The organism is Roseovarius sp. EL26, assembly GCF_900327775.1.
Taxonomy (GTDB): domain Bacteria; phylum Pseudomonadota; class Alphaproteobacteria; order Rhodobacterales; family Rhodobacteraceae; genus Roseovarius.
This window is the reverse complement of record NZ_OUMZ01000007.1, coordinates 1241975-1257538: the sequence shown is the minus strand read 5'-3', so window position 1 is coordinate 1257538 and position 15564 is coordinate 1241975. Positions and strand designations below refer to the sequence as shown.

Annotated in this window: 18 protein-coding genes and 1 tRNA gene; 10 read left to right on the top strand and 9 right to left on the bottom strand. The window is 53.4% G+C overall.

The annotated features are described in order from the left end of the window. Positions 1-27: 27 nt before the first annotated feature. The 4 genes from D9A02_RS14040 to D9A02_RS14025 all read right to left on the bottom strand — a co-directional run bounded on the left by D9A02_RS14040 (position 28) and on the right by D9A02_RS14025 (position 3039). A complete protein-coding gene (locus tag D9A02_RS14040; protein ID WP_120501545.1) occupies positions 28-1002 on the bottom strand; it encodes a beta-ketoacyl-ACP synthase III in 975 nt (324 codons plus the stop codon). Beyond that, positions 999-2105: a phosphate acyltransferase PlsX gene (gene plsX, locus D9A02_RS14035; protein ID WP_120501544.1), complete on the bottom strand. Its 1107-nt coding sequence runs from the start codon at positions 2103-2105 to the stop codon at positions 999-1001. The genes D9A02_RS14040 and plsX overlap by 4 nt, the downstream gene beginning before the upstream one ends. Before the next feature lie 21 nt (positions 2106-2126). Beyond that, entirely contained in the window at positions 2127-2333 is a 207-nt protein-coding gene (gene rpmF / locus D9A02_RS14030) for a 50S ribosomal protein L32 (protein WP_120501543.1), read from the bottom strand. A 151-nt stretch (positions 2334-2484) separates the two neighbouring features. Further along, a complete protein-coding gene (locus D9A02_RS14025; RefSeq protein ID WP_120501542.1) occupies positions 2485-3039 on the bottom strand; it encodes a DUF177 domain-containing protein in 555 nt (184 codons plus the stop codon). Between the two features lie 89 nt (positions 3040-3128). Between D9A02_RS14025 and D9A02_RS14020 the strand changes: the two genes are divergently transcribed. From D9A02_RS14020 to D9A02_RS14010, 3 genes are read left to right on the top strand one after another with little or no spacing between them, the layout of a single operon-like run. Further along, positions 3129-3584: an outer membrane protein assembly factor BamE gene (locus D9A02_RS14020; RefSeq protein WP_120501541.1), complete on the top strand. Its 456-nt coding sequence runs from the start codon at positions 3129-3131 to the stop codon at positions 3582-3584. A gap of 51 nt (positions 3585-3635) precedes the next feature. Beyond that, the gene (locus D9A02_RS14015) at positions 3636-4406 is read left to right on the top strand and encodes a GNAT family N-acetyltransferase (protein WP_254054637.1); all 771 of its coding nucleotides are present in this window, start codon (positions 3636-3638) and stop codon (positions 4404-4406) included. Positions 4407-4442: 36 nt separating this feature from the next. Beyond that, positions 4443-6266, top strand: a complete 1824-nt coding sequence (locus D9A02_RS14010) for an ABC-F family ATP-binding cassette domain-containing protein (RefSeq protein ID WP_120501540.1) — start codon at positions 4443-4445, stop codon at positions 6264-6266. A gap of 61 nt (positions 6267-6327) precedes the next feature. Here the strand turns inward: D9A02_RS14010 and D9A02_RS14005 are convergent, their stop codons facing one another. The 3 genes from D9A02_RS14005 to D9A02_RS13995 are packed head-to-tail and all read right to left on the bottom strand — an operon-like array spanning position 6328 to position 9047. Next, on the bottom strand, positions 6328-7083 hold the full coding sequence (locus D9A02_RS14005; protein ID WP_120501539.1) for an SDR family NAD(P)-dependent oxidoreductase: 756 nt from the start codon (positions 7081-7083) through the stop codon (positions 6328-6330). 52 nt (positions 7084-7135) lie between these two features. Next, entirely contained in the window at positions 7136-8188 is a 1053-nt protein-coding gene (locus D9A02_RS14000) for an AbrB family transcriptional regulator (RefSeq protein ID WP_120501538.1), read from the bottom strand. 40 nt (positions 8189-8228) lie between these two features. Further along, entirely contained in the window at positions 8229-9047 is an 819-nt protein-coding gene (locus tag D9A02_RS13995; RefSeq protein WP_216824962.1) for a DUF547 domain-containing protein, read from the bottom strand. A 247-nt stretch (positions 9048-9294) separates the two neighbouring features. Between D9A02_RS13995 and D9A02_RS13990 the strand changes: the two genes are divergently transcribed. From D9A02_RS13990 to D9A02_RS13980, 3 genes are all read left to right on the top strand, one after another. Continuing rightward, positions 9295-9699, top strand: coding sequence for a hypothetical protein (locus D9A02_RS13990; protein ID WP_120501537.1), 405 nt, complete (start codon positions 9295-9297; stop codon positions 9697-9699). A gap of 50 nt (positions 9700-9749) precedes the next feature. Next, complete coding sequence (locus tag D9A02_RS13985) at positions 9750-10577, top strand: ion transporter (RefSeq protein ID WP_120501536.1); 828 nt, start codon at positions 9750-9752, stop codon at positions 10575-10577. 172 nt (positions 10578-10749) lie between these two features. Then, the gene (locus D9A02_RS13980) at positions 10750-11385 is read left to right on the top strand and encodes a VPLPA-CTERM sorting domain-containing protein (RefSeq protein WP_120501535.1); all 636 of its coding nucleotides are present in this window, start codon (positions 10750-10752) and stop codon (positions 11383-11385) included. Positions 11386-11428: 43 nt separating this feature from the next. Here D9A02_RS13980 and D9A02_RS13975 read toward each other — a convergent pair. After that, positions 11429-11505, bottom strand: a tRNA-Ile gene (locus D9A02_RS13975). 106 nt (positions 11506-11611) lie between these two features. On the opposite strand from D9A02_RS13975, the gene purM reads away from it, so the two are divergent. The 3 genes from purM (at position 11612) to rnd (ending at position 14487) form a co-directional block, all read left to right on the top strand. Continuing rightward, positions 11612-12658: a phosphoribosylformylglycinamidine cyclo-ligase gene (gene purM / locus D9A02_RS13970; protein WP_120501534.1), complete on the top strand. Its 1047-nt coding sequence runs from the start codon at positions 11612-11614 to the stop codon at positions 12656-12658. Continuing rightward, positions 12655-13248, top strand: coding sequence for a phosphoribosylglycinamide formyltransferase (purN, locus tag D9A02_RS13965; protein ID WP_120501533.1), 594 nt, complete (start codon positions 12655-12657; stop codon positions 13246-13248). The genes purM and purN overlap by 4 nt, the downstream gene beginning before the upstream one ends. 81 nt (positions 13249-13329) lie before the next feature. Then, the gene (gene rnd, locus D9A02_RS13960; protein ID WP_120501532.1) at positions 13330-14487 is read left to right on the top strand and encodes a ribonuclease D; all 1158 of its coding nucleotides are present in this window, start codon (positions 13330-13332) and stop codon (positions 14485-14487) included. A gap of 3 nt (positions 14488-14490) precedes the next feature. On the opposite strand, the gene D9A02_RS13955 is transcribed toward rnd, so the two are convergent. Further along, positions 14491-15021 carry a hypothetical protein gene (locus tag D9A02_RS13955; protein WP_120501531.1) on the bottom strand — a complete coding sequence of 177 codons (531 nt, stop codon included), beginning with the start codon at positions 15019-15021 and terminating at the stop codon, positions 14491-14493. A 125-nt stretch (positions 15022-15146) separates the two neighbouring features. On the opposite strand from D9A02_RS13955, the gene D9A02_RS13950 reads away from it, so the two are divergent. After that, positions 15147-15554, top strand: coding sequence for a SufE family protein (locus D9A02_RS13950; protein WP_120502541.1), 408 nt, complete (start codon positions 15147-15149; stop codon positions 15552-15554). Positions 15555-15564: the final 10 nt, after the last annotated feature.

The following is a 15564-nucleotide window of genomic DNA, read 5'->3' as shown; positions in this document are numbered from 1 at the left end:
AGCGATGTTTCTCTGACACTTAGGCGCTTACCAACGCAAAATCACAGCACCCCAAGCCAATCCGCCTCCGATGGCTTCGGTCAAGACGAGGTCACCTTGCTTGATTTTGCCCTCAGAAACGCCAACAGACAGGGCCAAGGGAATCGATGCGGCAGAAGTGTTGCCATGATTCTGTACCGTCACCACGACGTTATCCATCGGGATGTCCATCTTCTTGGCTGTGCCTTGAATGATGCGGATATTCGCCTGATGTGGCACGATCCAATCGATATCGGCGCTTGTTAGTCCGATTTTATCCATTGCCGTTTCAGCAGTGCTCGCCAGCTTCTCAACCGCCTGACGGAAGAGGGCATTGCCCTGCATGCGAAGCTTGCCCGAGGTGCCGGTCGAAGATACGCCGCCATCAACATAGAGCATGTCACGATGGCGACCGTCTGAATTGAGATCCGCCGATAGGATACCACGATCAGCATTGGTGCCTGCGCCATCTTGTACCGACAAAATCAGCGCACCAGCCCCATCACCGAACAAAACGCAGGTGGCGCGATCCGTCCAATCCATGATTCGGCTGAAGGTTTCCGCACCAATCACCAAAATGCGATCAGCCTGCCCAGAAACAACCATCGCATTTGCATTGGTCAGCGCATAGACAAAGCCGGCACAGACGGCTTGGACATCATACCCAAAACCGCGTGTCATCCCCAATCCTTGTTGCACCATCGTTGCGACAGAGGGGAATGTCAGGTCTGGGGTGGATGTCGCGACAATCACACCGTCGATATCATCAGCTGTCAGGCCAGCACTCTCAAGCGCGGCCTGCGCCGCCTTGATGGCCAGATCTGATGTCAGCTGCCCCTCGGCCGCAAAATGGCGCTGTTCAATGCCAGAGCGGCTGCGAATCCATTCGTCGCTTGTATCGAGTGATTTTTCGAATTCGGAGTTCGGGACAATGCGGTCAGGTAGATAGTGACCGACGCCTTCGACAACGGCGCGTAACTTCATTCATCTTCACCGTTGTTTGAGTCTTCGGTCAGGTCATCCTGCTCAAGCAGAGAGGCAGATGCAACCCGTGCGGCCAGCTTTTCGGTAAAACCTGTTTCGGCGAGCTGATATGCCAGTTTGACCGCTGCTGAAACCCCGGTTGCATCAGCAGCCCCATGGGATTTAACAACGGTACCGTTTAGCCCAAGAAAAACACCGCCATTGGCGCGGCGCGGGTCAACGCGTTTCTTGAGGCGTTGCAATGACGTAAAGGCCAGAAGTGAGGCCAACCGCGACAAGACACTGTATTTAAAGGCCTCACGCAACAGGGTTGTGATGAGACCTGCTGTGCCTTCGCCGGTCTTCAAAGCAACATTTCCGGTAAATCCATCGGTAACGATGACATCACAAACGGTGCCAGGAAGGTCGCGACCCTCAACAAAACCGACGAACTCAAAGTCTGCATTGCGCGCGTTGGCGGCAATTAGGTCATAGGCTTCTTTCAGCTCGGCCCGGCCCTTGTGCTCTTCAGTGCCAACATTGAGTAAACCCACGCGTGGGCGTTCAAGGCCAAAACCGTTGCGGGCATAGGATGTGCCCATGAGCGCGTATTGCATCAGGTCCTTGGCGTCGGCGCGGATATCGGCGCCACCATCAAGCATGATGTTGAAGTTTTGTGGGTTTTGCGAGGGCCACAGCACGGCAATAGCGGGGCGGTAAATGCCGGGAAGCTTGCGGAGCCGGATAACCGACATCAGCATCAATGCGCCGGTATTACCGCAAGAGACACAGACTCTGGCCTCGCCTTTGCGCACAGATTCGATAGCAGACCACATGGATGTGTTTTTGCCCTGACGCATGATCTGGCTGGGCTTATCCGACATCTGAACGACGTCGCGTGCATTGCGAATTTCACAACGTCCGGCGAGATTTTTGCGGCGCGCGACAAAGCGCTGCAGTTCTTCACGCGGGCCGTGAAGAATGAACCCGATATCAGGGTTTTTCTGGGCAGAACTAGAAATACCGGCAACAACAGCTGCCGGTCCTTCATCGCCACCCATAGCATCAACAGATATAATGATGCGTCCGCTTTGAGCGTTGGACTGATCCAATGCAGAAGTCATGCGGACGCGATCCCCGTTTGCTTAGGCTGCGTCGTCTTCCAGATCGACTTCGTCTGCCATGGCGACGATTTCGCGGTCAGCATAGTGACCACAAGATGCACAAACATGGTGCGGGCGCTTCAGCTCACCGCAGTTTGGGCATTCATTAGGATTCGCAGCAACCAGTGCGTCATGGGCACGACGGTTGTTGCGACGTGATTTCGATACTTTGTTTTGCTGGACGGCCATGTCGCAACCTCAATTTTAGTGGGTACATACGACCCAATGTTAATAGCTTGACCGGCTCTTAATCGGTTAAGAGCATCCGGTTCAAGTCCAAATCCCGTGAAAACGCGAAAATACAGTGAATTCGCACGGGGGCAAGTGTTTTTTTGTCACGCTACTCTGGCTTTTCCAGCTTTGCCTTTAAGGCGGATAGGCCAGCAAATGGGCGTGTATCTTCATCGGTCATCGGGGTGACGCCTTGTTCAGCATAATTCTGCTGCTCAAGAGCGCCGTCTTCTGTTCTGGGATAGTCGGGCAGGGCAAGCGCCAGTGATTCCACCATGATCGATTCGATATCGATAACCTCACCAAGAAGCTCAAGATTATCATCTTCGGGCATCTCAAAGCCATCGTTCGTTGCCTGCTGTTCAGGCAGTTTCCGAACGAACTGACGCGTCACAGGCTGATCAATACGTGTTGTAACCGGTTTAAGTGTCACGATGCAGGGTTGGACAACGGTTGCGCCAAGCTGTGCTTCAACCGTCCAGTCAGATTTTCCGTGCGCCTTAAGAGCGCCAGTAAAGCGTAGCTTTTTTAGCCCACTTAACCCAAGAGATTGCGCAATGATCTCACATTTCTTCGAATCTGGCGTTAAATTGAACGCGACAGGCTTGTGCGAAGAGAGCTTTGCAACGTAGTAGGATGTTGTCGTGTGTTGTATGTCTTGCATGATGTTTGGTCTCTAGTTTCTTGAACCTGTAGGCCACCTTGTTGTATGCGGGATAAAAGGCCTTAGGGGCCAAGTTCAAGAGGGCAGTGATGTTCACAGTAAAAAAACGGTTTCTGTCCGGTGTGGGCGTATTTGGCTTGGTGGCTATGACAGCCTGTACAGCACAATATAGCAATCATGGTTATGTACCACCACAAGAAGACTTGGCCGAGCTGGTTGTTGGTGTCGACAGTCGTGCCACCGTTGATGATGTCATCGGTGCGCCATCCACGGCTGGTGTGCGTAGTGGCGGTGATTACTATTATATCCGCAGCCGCATTCGAAAATATGGTGTCAAAGCCCCAGAGGTTGTTGAACGTCAGGTTTTAGCAATCAGCTTCGATGAGGCTGATCAGATCAAGAATATCGAACGTTTCAGCCTTGCAGATGGCAATATCGTTCCTTTGGCGCGCCGCGTGACCGAGACGTCCGTTCATGGGCAGGGGTTCCTCAAACAACTTCTTGGCAATATCGGCAATTTCGACCCAAGCCAATTCTTGAACTAGCCCACGTCATCGCCATGACATATCCTCAGGGTCAAATGGAGCGTATCCAGTATGGCTGATGAAGGGCTAGAAGGCATGGGCGCATTAGAAACATGCCGATATTCGTTCCGTGTGGCCGAATCTCTGGCAGATATCCGGGCCTGTCAGGCCCTAAGGCATCTAGCCTTCCACCGGATGAATGAGGCACAACAAGCGTTGGATCAGGACGCCTTCGACGCCATCTGTACGCATGTTTTGGTGCATGAAGTGAAAAGCCAGACATTGGTATGTTGTTTTCGGATCCTTCCACTTTCTGGTGGGGCGGAGGTGGAGCGCAGCTATTCTGCACAATTTTATGAGCTGTCTGGCTTGAGCAATTTCACCGGTCCTATGGTTGAGATGGGAAGGTTCTGCATTCATCCGGATTACTCTGACCCGGATATCCTGCGCCTCGCTTGGGGGGCAGTCACGCGCTACGTTGACGAAAACAATATAGAAATGTTGTTTGGGTGCTCATCATTTAAGGGCACCGATTTTGAAGCGTATCTTGATGCCTTTGCAATGCTGAAAGAGCGCCATCTGGCACCACGTCGTTGGCAGCCACGTGTCAAGGCTCCGGCGGTCTTTCGGTTCGCGCAGGCGCTGCGTTTACGCAAGCCAGACGCTAAGATGGCAATGTCGCGAATGCCGCCCTTGTTGCGGACCTATCTTTTGATGGGGGGGTGGGTTTCAGACCATGCTGTTATAGACAGTCACATGGACACATTGCATGTTTTCACCGGGTTGGAGATCAATGCGATTCCAACTGCACGCAAACGTTTGTTGCGGGCGGTGGCGCAATAGCTTGACGGCGCTGTGCTACCGAGATAGCCGCGTCTCATGGCACGTATACCCCTTCTTCAGCTCAACGATATTTCACTGACATTCGGCGGCGAGCCGGTGTTTCATGACCTTTCCCTTGTGGTGCAGCCCGGTGATAGGGTGGCGTTGGTTGGACGTAATGGCTCTGGCAAGTCGACCCTGATGAAAGTCATGGCCGGATTGGTTGAGCAAGACCAGGGCAAAAGCATCGTCCCCGCAGGTATCAGCGTGGGATATATGGAGCAGGACCCCGATTTGTCTGCGTTTGAAACGTTGGGTGATTATGCGGCCAGTGCTTTGGATCCGGGCGAGATGTACCGGGTTGAAATGGCCGGTGAAGGGTTGAAATTTAACCCTGATCGCCCAGTCGCAACGGCCTCTGGTGGGGAACGGCGCCGTGCGTCATTGGCCAAACTGATGGCTGAAGCACCACAATTGATGCTATTGGATGAGCCGACGAACCATTTGGATATCGAGGCGATTAACTGGTTGGAGCAGGAGCTGAAATCAACCCGTTCGGCTTATATCTTGATCAGTCACGACCGTGCATTTTTACGCGCACTAACGCGTGCAACCCTTTGGATCGACAGGGGAATGGTGCGTCGTCAGGAAACAGGGTTTGAAGGATTCGAAGCCTGGCGTGACAAGATTTGGGATGAAGAAGATCAAGCCCGCCATAAGCTGAACCGCAAGATCAAATCCGAGGCCCGATGGGCTGTCGAAGGCATCAGCGCACGGCGCAAGCGGAACCAAGGCCGGGTGAGAGCCTTGCAGGACCTGCGCGCAGAACGTTCTGCCCAGATTAAACGCGAAGGTGGTGCAGCCATGGCGTTGGACAGTGGTCCAAAATCGGGTAAAAAGGTAATAGAAGCTGTAGGAATATCAAAGACTTACAAGGATAAGATCATCTTGTCTGATTTTGATCTAAAAGTTCAACGCGGCGACAGGGTGGCCTTTGTTGGCCCTAATGGCGTGGGCAAAACTACCGTACTCAAGATGCTGCTGAAAGAGATTGAACCGGACAGTGGCACTGTTGGATTGGGCACAAAGCTGCATAAGGCAGTGTTTGATCAATCGCGAGCGCGACTGGACCCTGAGCAAAGCCTTTGGGATAACCTAACCGCTGATGATGAAATGCGGATTTCTGGCCAGTCAGACCAGGTGATGGTCCGGGGCATGCCGCGGCATGTTGTTGGGTACCTCAAGGACTTTTTGTTTGATGAACGGCAGGTGCGCGCACCGGTTAAGTCCTTGTCTGGTGGTGAAAAAGCCCGGCTTTTATTGGCCAAACTGATGGCGAAGGAAAGCAATCTTCTGGTCTTGGATGAACCGACCAATGATCTGGATATTGAGACGCTGGATCTGCTGCAAGAACTGCTGGACGATTATGATGGCACGGTGCTTCTGGTTAGCCACGACCGTGATTTTCTGGACCGTGTGGCCACCATTACCGTCGCCATGGAGGGTGATGGTCAGGCGGTGGCTTATGCCGGTGGTTGGTCAGATTATCAGGCGCAGAAACGTGATTCTGTTGCGTTTGAAAGTTCAGAAAGTAAAGATAAAACAAAGGCTAAGGATAAATCATCCAAGTCGAAGTCTGACCCTAAAAGCCAGCTATCCTTTACAGAACAGCACCGGTTAGAGAAGATCCCTTCGGAAATTGATCGGTTGAACGCCGAGATCGCCAAGCTAGAAGAGCTGATGGCTGACCCCACGCTATTCACGCGTGAACCCGTGAAGTTCAAAAAGGCGATGGAAGCCCTGACCACGCGGCAAGAGGCCTTGATGGCCGCCGAGGAAGAATGGTTGGTTCTGGAAGAAAAAGCCGAAGCGGGCTCCTGAAATTTGCGTACAGGTTGTACACAAATGGGGTCAGTTCTGTACACAAATCGGGCTGTCGCATTCACTGCATTCTGAGCGCCCCGTCGAGGCGGATAACCTCGCCGTTGAGATAATCACATTCAACAATGAATGCCGCCAGTTTGGCGTATTCAGATGGATCGCCTAAGCGTTTGGGGCAGGTGACGTCTTGAGCAAGGGTGTCTTGCACCTCTTGCGGCAGACCTTGCAGCATCGGGGTCAGAAAAATGCCCGGTGCGATGGCCATCACCCGAATGCCGTCACGGGACAGATCGCGGGCCATGGGCAGGCTGAGGCTGACAATACCCCCTTTGGAGGCGGCATAGGCAGCCTGACCTTTTTGGCCGTCAAAGGCGGCAATGGACGCAGTGTTAATGATGACACCGCGAGTACCGTCAGGTGATGGTGTGTTTTGGGCGATTTCAGCGGCGGCGAGACGGGCAATGTTGAAGCTGCCCACCAGATTGATGTCGATGGTGCGCTGAAAGGCAGACAGATCATGCGGGCCGTCACGACCGAGGGTTTTTTCGCCAATGGCAATACCCGCGCAGTTGATGGCGGCGGAGATTTTGCCCATGTGCGATTTCGCGGTTGCGATCGCAGCCAGCACCGAATCCTCGTCTGTGACATCGACCTCGACAAAATGAGCACCGATTTCAGATGCCAGTGCCATACCTGCCGTGACATCACGATCCAGTATAGTGACTTGTGCGCCCTGAGTGCAGAAATGACGGGCTGTGGCCGCGCCGAGGCCAGAGGCGGCACCCGTGATGATGGCGGCGGTATGGTCAAGTTTCATGGTAAATCCCTTAACTGAACATATGTTCAGATAAGCAGATGTTATGACTTTGTCAAAACTGACGCCGCATTACACGGGCGCTGATCGATAGGCCGACCACTGTTAGCAAGATGCGCCAAACGTGATGGAGTGTCACCAGTGCTGGGCTGGCCTCAAGGCTAAGAGCCACCAACGCCATCTCAGTGACGCCGCCGGGGGCGAAGCTGATCAGCAGGGCATCAAAGGGCAAGCCTGTGTAGTGGTGCAACGCGATGGCAAAGAGAGCGGCCATTGCCAGCATTCCACCAACTGAAAGCATTGAGAGCCAGAGACCACGTTGCAGCTGGCTGCGGTTCAATCCGCCGAAGCGGCTGCCCAATGCAGTGCCGATCACAATTTGCGCAGCATTTACCAACCATTGCGGCAGGTGCAGGTCGATTATTCCACTGAGCGAGACAATCGCCGCCACGACCAGCGGGCAGGTCAATTGTTTGGCGGGCAGGGGGAGAATGCGCCCAGCGAGAATGCCAAGGACAATAACCATGATCGTTGGGGGCAGATCCAGAAGTGCGGTATTGGTCTCTGCCATCGTTGCGCCGCCCGCGCTGCCGACGGGTTCACCAATCCAGAGCGAAATGCCAAAGGGTAGGGCAGTGACTACCAGAATGACGCGCAGGAACTGTTGCAAGGTCAGGCGGGCGGGGTCCGCGCCCATTTCTTCGCCAATGGCTAGCGATTCATATAAGCCACCGGGGGCACCTGCATAGAACGATGTGACGCGGTCATATTGCCCAACTTTGTTGAAAATAGTGAAGCTATAGGCATGCGCCAAAGGCACAAAGATAAAAACCGCGATCAGACCAGCAACGCGTTCGGGGGTGAGCACAAAGAGATCTGGTGTGATCCGGGCACCGATCATCACGCCGATGACGGCGATGAAAATCAGGCGCAGCCAGTTGGGAAAGCTATATCCGCTTGGCAGGTGTTGCGGCACAAGGGTGGAGATCACGCCGGTTAGGATCAGCGGACCCAGCAGATAAGGAAGTGGTAGGCTAAGCCATTGCGCCCCGAAGGCGGCAGCACTGCTAAGCGCGATCAGTATGGCGGTGGTCAGGGCGTGGGGCATAAGCCCTATGAACCACCGCCAAGTGATTGGTGCAAGCGGCTTATTCGTTCAACGACCAGTCATAGGCGCTGTTTGAGATGCGGCCGATTTGTTTGATGGCTGCCTTACGTTCTGCGTTGGCGTATTTAGCCAGATGGTTGAGAACGGCGGCTTCGGAATTGCCGAAGTCATAGGTGAACCATTTGTAGATCTTGGAAACGGTGATCTTGCCGTTTTTTACCGACAATCCGCGTGGGCTGTTGATATAGTCGCGGGCCAGCTTATCCATCAGCTTGTTGGTGTTTTTAGCGGTAAAGGCCTGATTGTGCAGGTTCGGACAGCCGACCGAAGCGCAGTTGACGGCGTAATGAATGCGCGGGTCTTTCCAGATCGGGCGCAGAATGGCGTGCTCGATATCGTCCAATGCAAGGTCTGCGCCTTCAACGGTAATCAGTTCCGAGCCCCATGGACCGTTGGAAAATAGCCCTGAAGTGTCAATGTCGCGGATCGATTTGACCGGGTAGTTGTCCAGAATGACCTTAACGGTGAGGGCATTATAGAGATTGATCCAATAGGCCAATTGTACGGGGCGGGCGCGGTCGGTGATTTCAATCTGGCTGAGTTGGCCGAGATAGGTGTTGAGCGCAGCTTTGTCTGCGGCAGAAACTTTGCCATAGGCAAACCGGTTGAGGCCGTTTTGATCTTGGCGCACATATTTCTTGAGTAGCCTATCCCAAGTACCGTGATTGATTGGGGTTGTATTAGACGGGTTGTTGTCTTCCCAGATCTCCCAAGCTTCAGGGGCAGAAGAGCTCCACCCGGCCAAAAGCGTATTGGGCAGGGTGAGCATGGTCAGCACGATGATGAATTTGCGCAGCATGATGGCGGTCCTGTCTGATGGCGTTTCCAACGTTATGGGTTGTGGCGGCTGAAAGATGCAAACAACGCTTCTGCACAACGGCGTGAGGAAGGTTACAACAACAGTCTGGGTTTGCATCTTTGGTGGGTTGGGCGACGTGCCAAATGCATGAAACTGGATGGTAGACCAGAAAAGTGTTATTCTAATCTTATTGTTACGAGACGTTCTTTGTTTTCGGATTTACAAGCGTTTGTTTGGGAGGGTTGAGATGGTTCATATCAATCCGGATTTTATTTCGCAGGAGCGCAAGGCGCTGATCGCATGTGCCAAATCGCCCCGTGCTGATCGCCTGAAGGCGATGGAGTTGATCGTGGATGAGGCGTACCTGCATGTCATTCATGAGCAGGACGCTGATCAATTGATCAAATACCTTGTGCATGAGACAGAGGATGAAGCTCTGTGGGACATGTATGAGGACGATACATTGGATGATGTTCAGTGTGATCTGATTAAGGAATCTCTGATCAAGCGGGCGTTGTCGCGTAGATTACTGAGTGGCTGGGGGCCGCCACAATTCTGTACGGTTTCAGCTTGTTCGCGTTATTGCGCCGATGAGGATGATAAAAGTGGTCATGGTTGTCTTCGATGCCGGTATCACTGGGATTGCGAATAGCATTCCATAACACCTTGGCAAACCCGGCTGTGTACCCCATATGCAGGCGCATGACACAGACCACGAACACTCCGAACCCTTCGTTTCGCGCCAGGCTTCAAGGTGCGTTGGCCAGTCCTATTGTGCGCAATTTTATTCTGGGCGTGATCCTGTTCAATGCCATCATTTTGGGGTTGGAGACCTCGGAAGTGGTGATGGAGGCGGCAGGTGGGCTGATTTCGAGCTTGGATAAACTGTGTCTGGCGATTTTTGTGGTGGAGATTGCGGCGAAATTGGTGGCGCATCGTGGTCGATTTTTCCGCGATGGGTGGAATATCTTTGATTTTGTCATCGTGGCCGTAGCACTGATCCCGGCGGCACAGGGTCTTGCCGTTCTGCGGGCGCTGCGGATCTTGCGTTTGTTGAGGGTTATCTCTGTTGCGCCATCCCTGCGCCGGGTGGTTGAAGGGCTGATCAATGCATTGCCGGGCATGGGGTCGGTGTTTTTGCTGATGGGGCTGATCTTTTACATCGGTGCGGTGATGGCAACGAAACTGTTTGGCGATGCTTTTCCGGAATGGTTCGGCACCATTGGAAGCTCGGCCTATTCTTTGTTCCAGATCATGACGCTGGAAAGCTGGTCGATGGGCATTGTGCGCCCGGTGATGGAGGTTTTCCCCTATGCTTGGGTGTTTTTCGTGCCTTTTATCCTGATCACCACCTTTGCGGTGGTGAACCTTGTGGTGGGTCTGATCGTGAATTCGATGCAGGACGCCCATAACGCCGAAGCGGATGAGCGCACGGATCACTACCGCGATGAAGTTCTGGCTCGGCTTGAGGGGATTGAGGCGCGGTTGGCTGAAAGAGCGGAGCCAAAGAGCGCGAACGCTTCGGAGTAGCGAAATAGATCTGTCGGAGAAAATTTTGAAACAGATCGCGAGCCTCAAATTGTCGCGAAAACCGACACCTATTTGGCGTGTTATGACCTAACCCGCACTGAAATCAGCTTGATTTTTCGTGAATACGGCGGCTATCCTCAGGTGTATTGTTTGTATTCTCGGGACCAATTTTATGAAAATTCTGCAAATCACAACGGCAATCGTTCTTGCCGCTTCTACCGCACAAGCTGCCACAATCGTTGAAAGCACAGATTTCGCAGGGCAGACGTTAACCGGGCTTCTAAGTCCGTCCGCTAGCCCCTTTGATATTTCTGATGTCGGGGCACACTCCGTTCAGGGCAGTTTGATGGCGAGCTGTTTTCTGGGTGACTGCGGTTCAAGTGATGTATCAGATACGTTCTCAGTTAATTTGGGAACTGATCGTGAGATCGTGTCTATGGTTCTTTCTATATCCAATGCATTTAGCGGGTTTAGTTCGTCAGGAAATGGCCCTGATCCAGTGATTTCCAATGTAAATGTCACTCATCCGATAACGGCTTGGACCATCAATTCGATAACCGGGAATGGATCGCTCGATTTGTCCAATATTTTTAGCGATCCTTATACAACAGGTGTATATTCTCTTGGGGTTGGACTGAACACCGATGGTCTGATTGCCGAATTTTCCGCTGATTGGAAGATCGATTTCGTAGTTGCTGACATCTCGACCGGCATCTCGACTGTGCCCCTGCCTGCGTCGGCTGGGTTGCTACTTGCGGGTTTGGGTGGTTTTGGGTTGATAGGCCGCAGGAAACGACCAGCGGTTTGACCCGCAGTGAACTTTATCAAAAGTCTTTGAAATTAGGCGATTTTGGTAGGCCCGGCAGGACTTGAACCCGCAACCAAAGCGTTATGAGCGCTCTGCTCTAACCAGTTGAGCTACAGGCCCGCCTGAGGCCCCTCGTACGGCGGTTGAACAGAGTCGTCAAGGCTTTGCGATTGCGCTGATTTAGCGGATAGGCTAACGGGGGCGCGATAGATGTGGGAGCAAGGCCATGAGCGACGGAAAAAACGGGATCACCTATGCTGATGCAGGCGTAGATATCGATGCAGGCAACGCTTTGGTCGACCGGATCAAACCAGCAGCGAAGCGTACCAATCGATCTGGCGTGATGTCTGGTCTTGGTGGCTTTGGTGCTTTGTTCGACCTCAAAGATGCAGGTTACAATGATCCGATTTTGGTGGGTGCCACTGATGGTGTTGGTACCAAGCTGCGGATCGCGATTGATACCGGTAATGTCGACACGATCGGGATCGATCTGGTGGCGATGTGCGTTAACGATCTGGTGTGCCAAGGCGCCGAGCCGCTGTTCTTCCTTGATTACTTTGCGACCGGCAAGCTGGAGACAGAGCAGGCCGCGCGCATTATCGAAGGCATTGCCGAGGGCTGCGTACGTTCTGGCTGTGCGTTGATTGGCGGTGAAACGGCTGAGATGCCCGGCATGTACGGCGCTGGTGATTTTGATTTGGCGGGTTTTGCAGTTGGCGCGATGGAGCGGGGCACAGCCTTGCCGGATGGCGTGCAAGCGGGCGATGTTTTGCTGGGGTTGGCCAGTGATGGCGTGCACTCCAATGGTTATTCACTGGTGCGTAAGCTGGTTGAGATGTCTGGCCTTGGCTGGGATTCTGATTGCCCATGGGGTGAGGGAACACTGGGCGAGGCGCTGCTGGCGCCGACTCGTTTGTATGTCACGCAAGTGCTGGATGCGATCCGTGCGGGCGGTGTTCATGCGTTGGCGCATATCACTGGTGGCGGCTTGACAGAAAACCTGCCACGGGTGCTGCCGGATGATCTGGGCGCCGAGATTGATCTGGACAGCTGGAGCTTACCGCCGGTGTTCAACTGGTTGGCAGAGCAGGGTGGCATGGCCGAGGCCGAAATGCTCAAGACCTTTAACTGCGGTATTGGCATGATCCTGTCGGTTGAGGCCGGACAGGCGGATGCGATCGCTGCGTTGCTGCGTGACGCGGGCGAGGACGTGTCAGTGTTGGGCAATGTCGTTGCGGGCGAGGGCGTGAGCTATACAGGATCGCTTCGGTGACAAAACGGGTTGCCATTCTGATTTCTGGGGGTGGCTCTAATATGGTGTCGCTGGTCGATAGCATGACCGGCGATCACCCGGCGTGCCCTTGTCTGGTTCTATCGAATAATGCCGATGCTGGTGGCTTGGCCAAGGCGCAGGAGCGTGGTGTGTCCACAGTTGTGGTGGATCACCGGCCTTACGGCGAAGATCGGGTCAGCTATGAAAAGCAACTGATTGACGCTTTGGAAGCGGAGCAGCCCGATATCATCTGTTTGGCCGGGTTTATGCGGGTGCTTACGGCGCATTTTGTCAACCATTGGCAGGGGCGGATGCTGAACATTCACCCCTCTCTTTTACCCAAGTACCGCGGGTTGAATACTCATGCGCGAGCGCTGGAAGCGGGCGACAGTGAAGCGGGATGTACCGTACATGAAGTGACGCCAGCCTTGGACGACGGTCCGATCTTGGGGCAGGCACGGGTGCCGGTTTTGGCCGGGGATACGGCGGACCTTTTAGCGAAGCGTGTATTGGTCCAAGAACATCTGCTTTATCCTGCTGTGCTGCAGCATTTTGCGGCCGGAGATAAACGTCAAATCAATCTGACCTGAGGAAATGTTTTTATTTCAGTGCCCGTTCACTTATAGGTGAAAAGAAAGACGAAAAGATTTATGAAAGATTCACCTAGCTTGATGAAAACTCTGAAAACGACGCAAGAGCTGGCCGAGTTCTGCAGCCGGGCCGCCGCGCATGACTATGTCACAGTAGACACCGAATTTCTGCGTGAACGGACTTATTACTCCAAACTTTGTTTGGTTCAGATGGCCTTTCCCGGGGATGGTGAAGATGACGCGGTTCTGCTTGATCCGTTGGAAGAGGGGCTGTCTTTGGCGCCGCTTTATGAGTTGTTTCTTGATACATCCGTTGTGAAGGTTTTCCATGCCGCGCGACAAGATTTGGAAATCTTTTTCGTCGACAAAGGCGTTATTCCTACGCCCTTGTTTGATACGCAGGTCGCTGCGATGGTTTGCGGTTTTGGTGAACAGGTTGGTTATGAAACGCTGGTGCGCAAAATTGCCAAGGAATCGGTTGATAAAAGTTCACGGTTTACCGATTGGTCACGCCGTCCATTGACGGATGCACAAAAGGATTATGCACTGGCGGATGTCACACATCTGCGCCAGATCTATGAATTTTTGGCGAAAAAGCTGGCTGAAACCAATCGCGCGGCCTGGGTTGCTGAGGAAGTAAGCGTTCTGGAAAACCCCGACACCTATATTATAAACCCAGAAGATGCCTGGAAGCGGGTTAAAACGCGCAATTCGTCCGGTCGGTTCCTTGCGATTGTTCGAGAATTGGCGCGGTTTCGCGAAAATTATGCTCAGACCAGGAATGTTCCCCGCAATCGCGTGTATAAAGATGATGCACTGGTTGAGCTGGCTTCAACTAAGCCTGCAGATGGTAAAGATCTGTCACGTGCACGGCTGCTGTTGCGTGAGGCCCGTCGAGGTGAGATCGGGGATGGGATTTTGGCGGCCGTTGCTGCAGGCAAAAACTGCCCCACAGATCAGCTTCCGAAAGTGGACGATTCCCGTGACAAGCTGCAGGTCAATCCGGCATTGGCTGATCTGCTGCGGGTTTTGTTGAAAGCTAAGACCGAAAATTACGGGGTTGCGTCCAAACTGATCGCGAATGCGTCCGAGTTGGATGCCATTGCGGCGGGGATTCGTGATTTGCCAGCTCTCAAAGGCTGGCGCAATGATGTCTTTGGGACCGATGCAATCCGCCTGTGCAATGGCGAGATTGCACTGGCAGCCAAGAAATCGGCGATCAAAATCGTGGAGCTATGACCCTCAGGGTCTTGCGGTGACGCTGTTGGCCGCCGCTGAGACCCGAATGGTGTTGATTCCCTGCAGGTCCTGATTGGACACAAACAACGCGGCCTGAATAGTGCGGGAACGCTCAGAACCTTGCGGGGTCGTCGCGGGCTGGACAGCGCTAAGCGTGTAGTGCAACACGCCGGGTTCTGTCTTTACCTCGATCAACCGGACATCAAAAGCGCCTTGCTGCGTTGGCAGGCCAGTGGCCAGAATGATTGCACCGCCAGAGGTTTCGTCAATTTGTAGCGACTTCACTTGCGCCACAGGAATGCCCTGATAGGGGATGACTTTTACTTTTTTCTTGAACAGGCCGGTTTTTTTGATTGTGGCTGTGTTCTTAGCGGGCTGAAGTTCGCCCTTTTTTTCCGAGTCGATCAGCGGGTTCACGGTTGTCGTTGCGCCGCTTGTTTGAACTGAGGTGGCTTTGGATTTGCCGCCGCCAAACCAGCTGCAGCCGGACAGCGCGATAGAAGAGAGTAGGACACCACAAAGAAAGATACGCATTTTAACGGCCTTTTGTTCTTTCCTTTCGGTTACCGCATCCTGCGAGCGATGAAAAGAGACTTACGGGGCTGGACCTTCGGTTTCGGGAAACATAGGTGTCAGATCGTGAAAATCAGGAGCGCAAAATGGCCCAACCGGCATTTGAAGAGATTGTCGAAGATTTCGAATTTCTGGAAGATTGGGAAGACCGATACCGCCATGTGATTGATTTGGGCAAGGCGATGGAGCCGTTGGAGGAGGCGTTGAAAGTGCCTGCGACCAAGGTGGATGGTTGCGCCAGTCAAGTTTGGCTGCACATCACAATTGAGAACGATACTTTTACATTTGAAGGCGAAAGCGACGCGATGATCGTGCGCGGGCTGATTGCTGTTCTCAAAGCGCTGTATAACGGTGCTGGCGTGCAAGAGGTGGCCAATGTGGATGCAATGGCTGAAATGACGCGATTGGGCCTCAATGAACATCTCTCGGCGCAGCGGTCTAATGGCCTGCGCGCGATGATTGTCAGAATTCAGGAAACCGCAGCGGCGGCCTGAATGGGTGTCT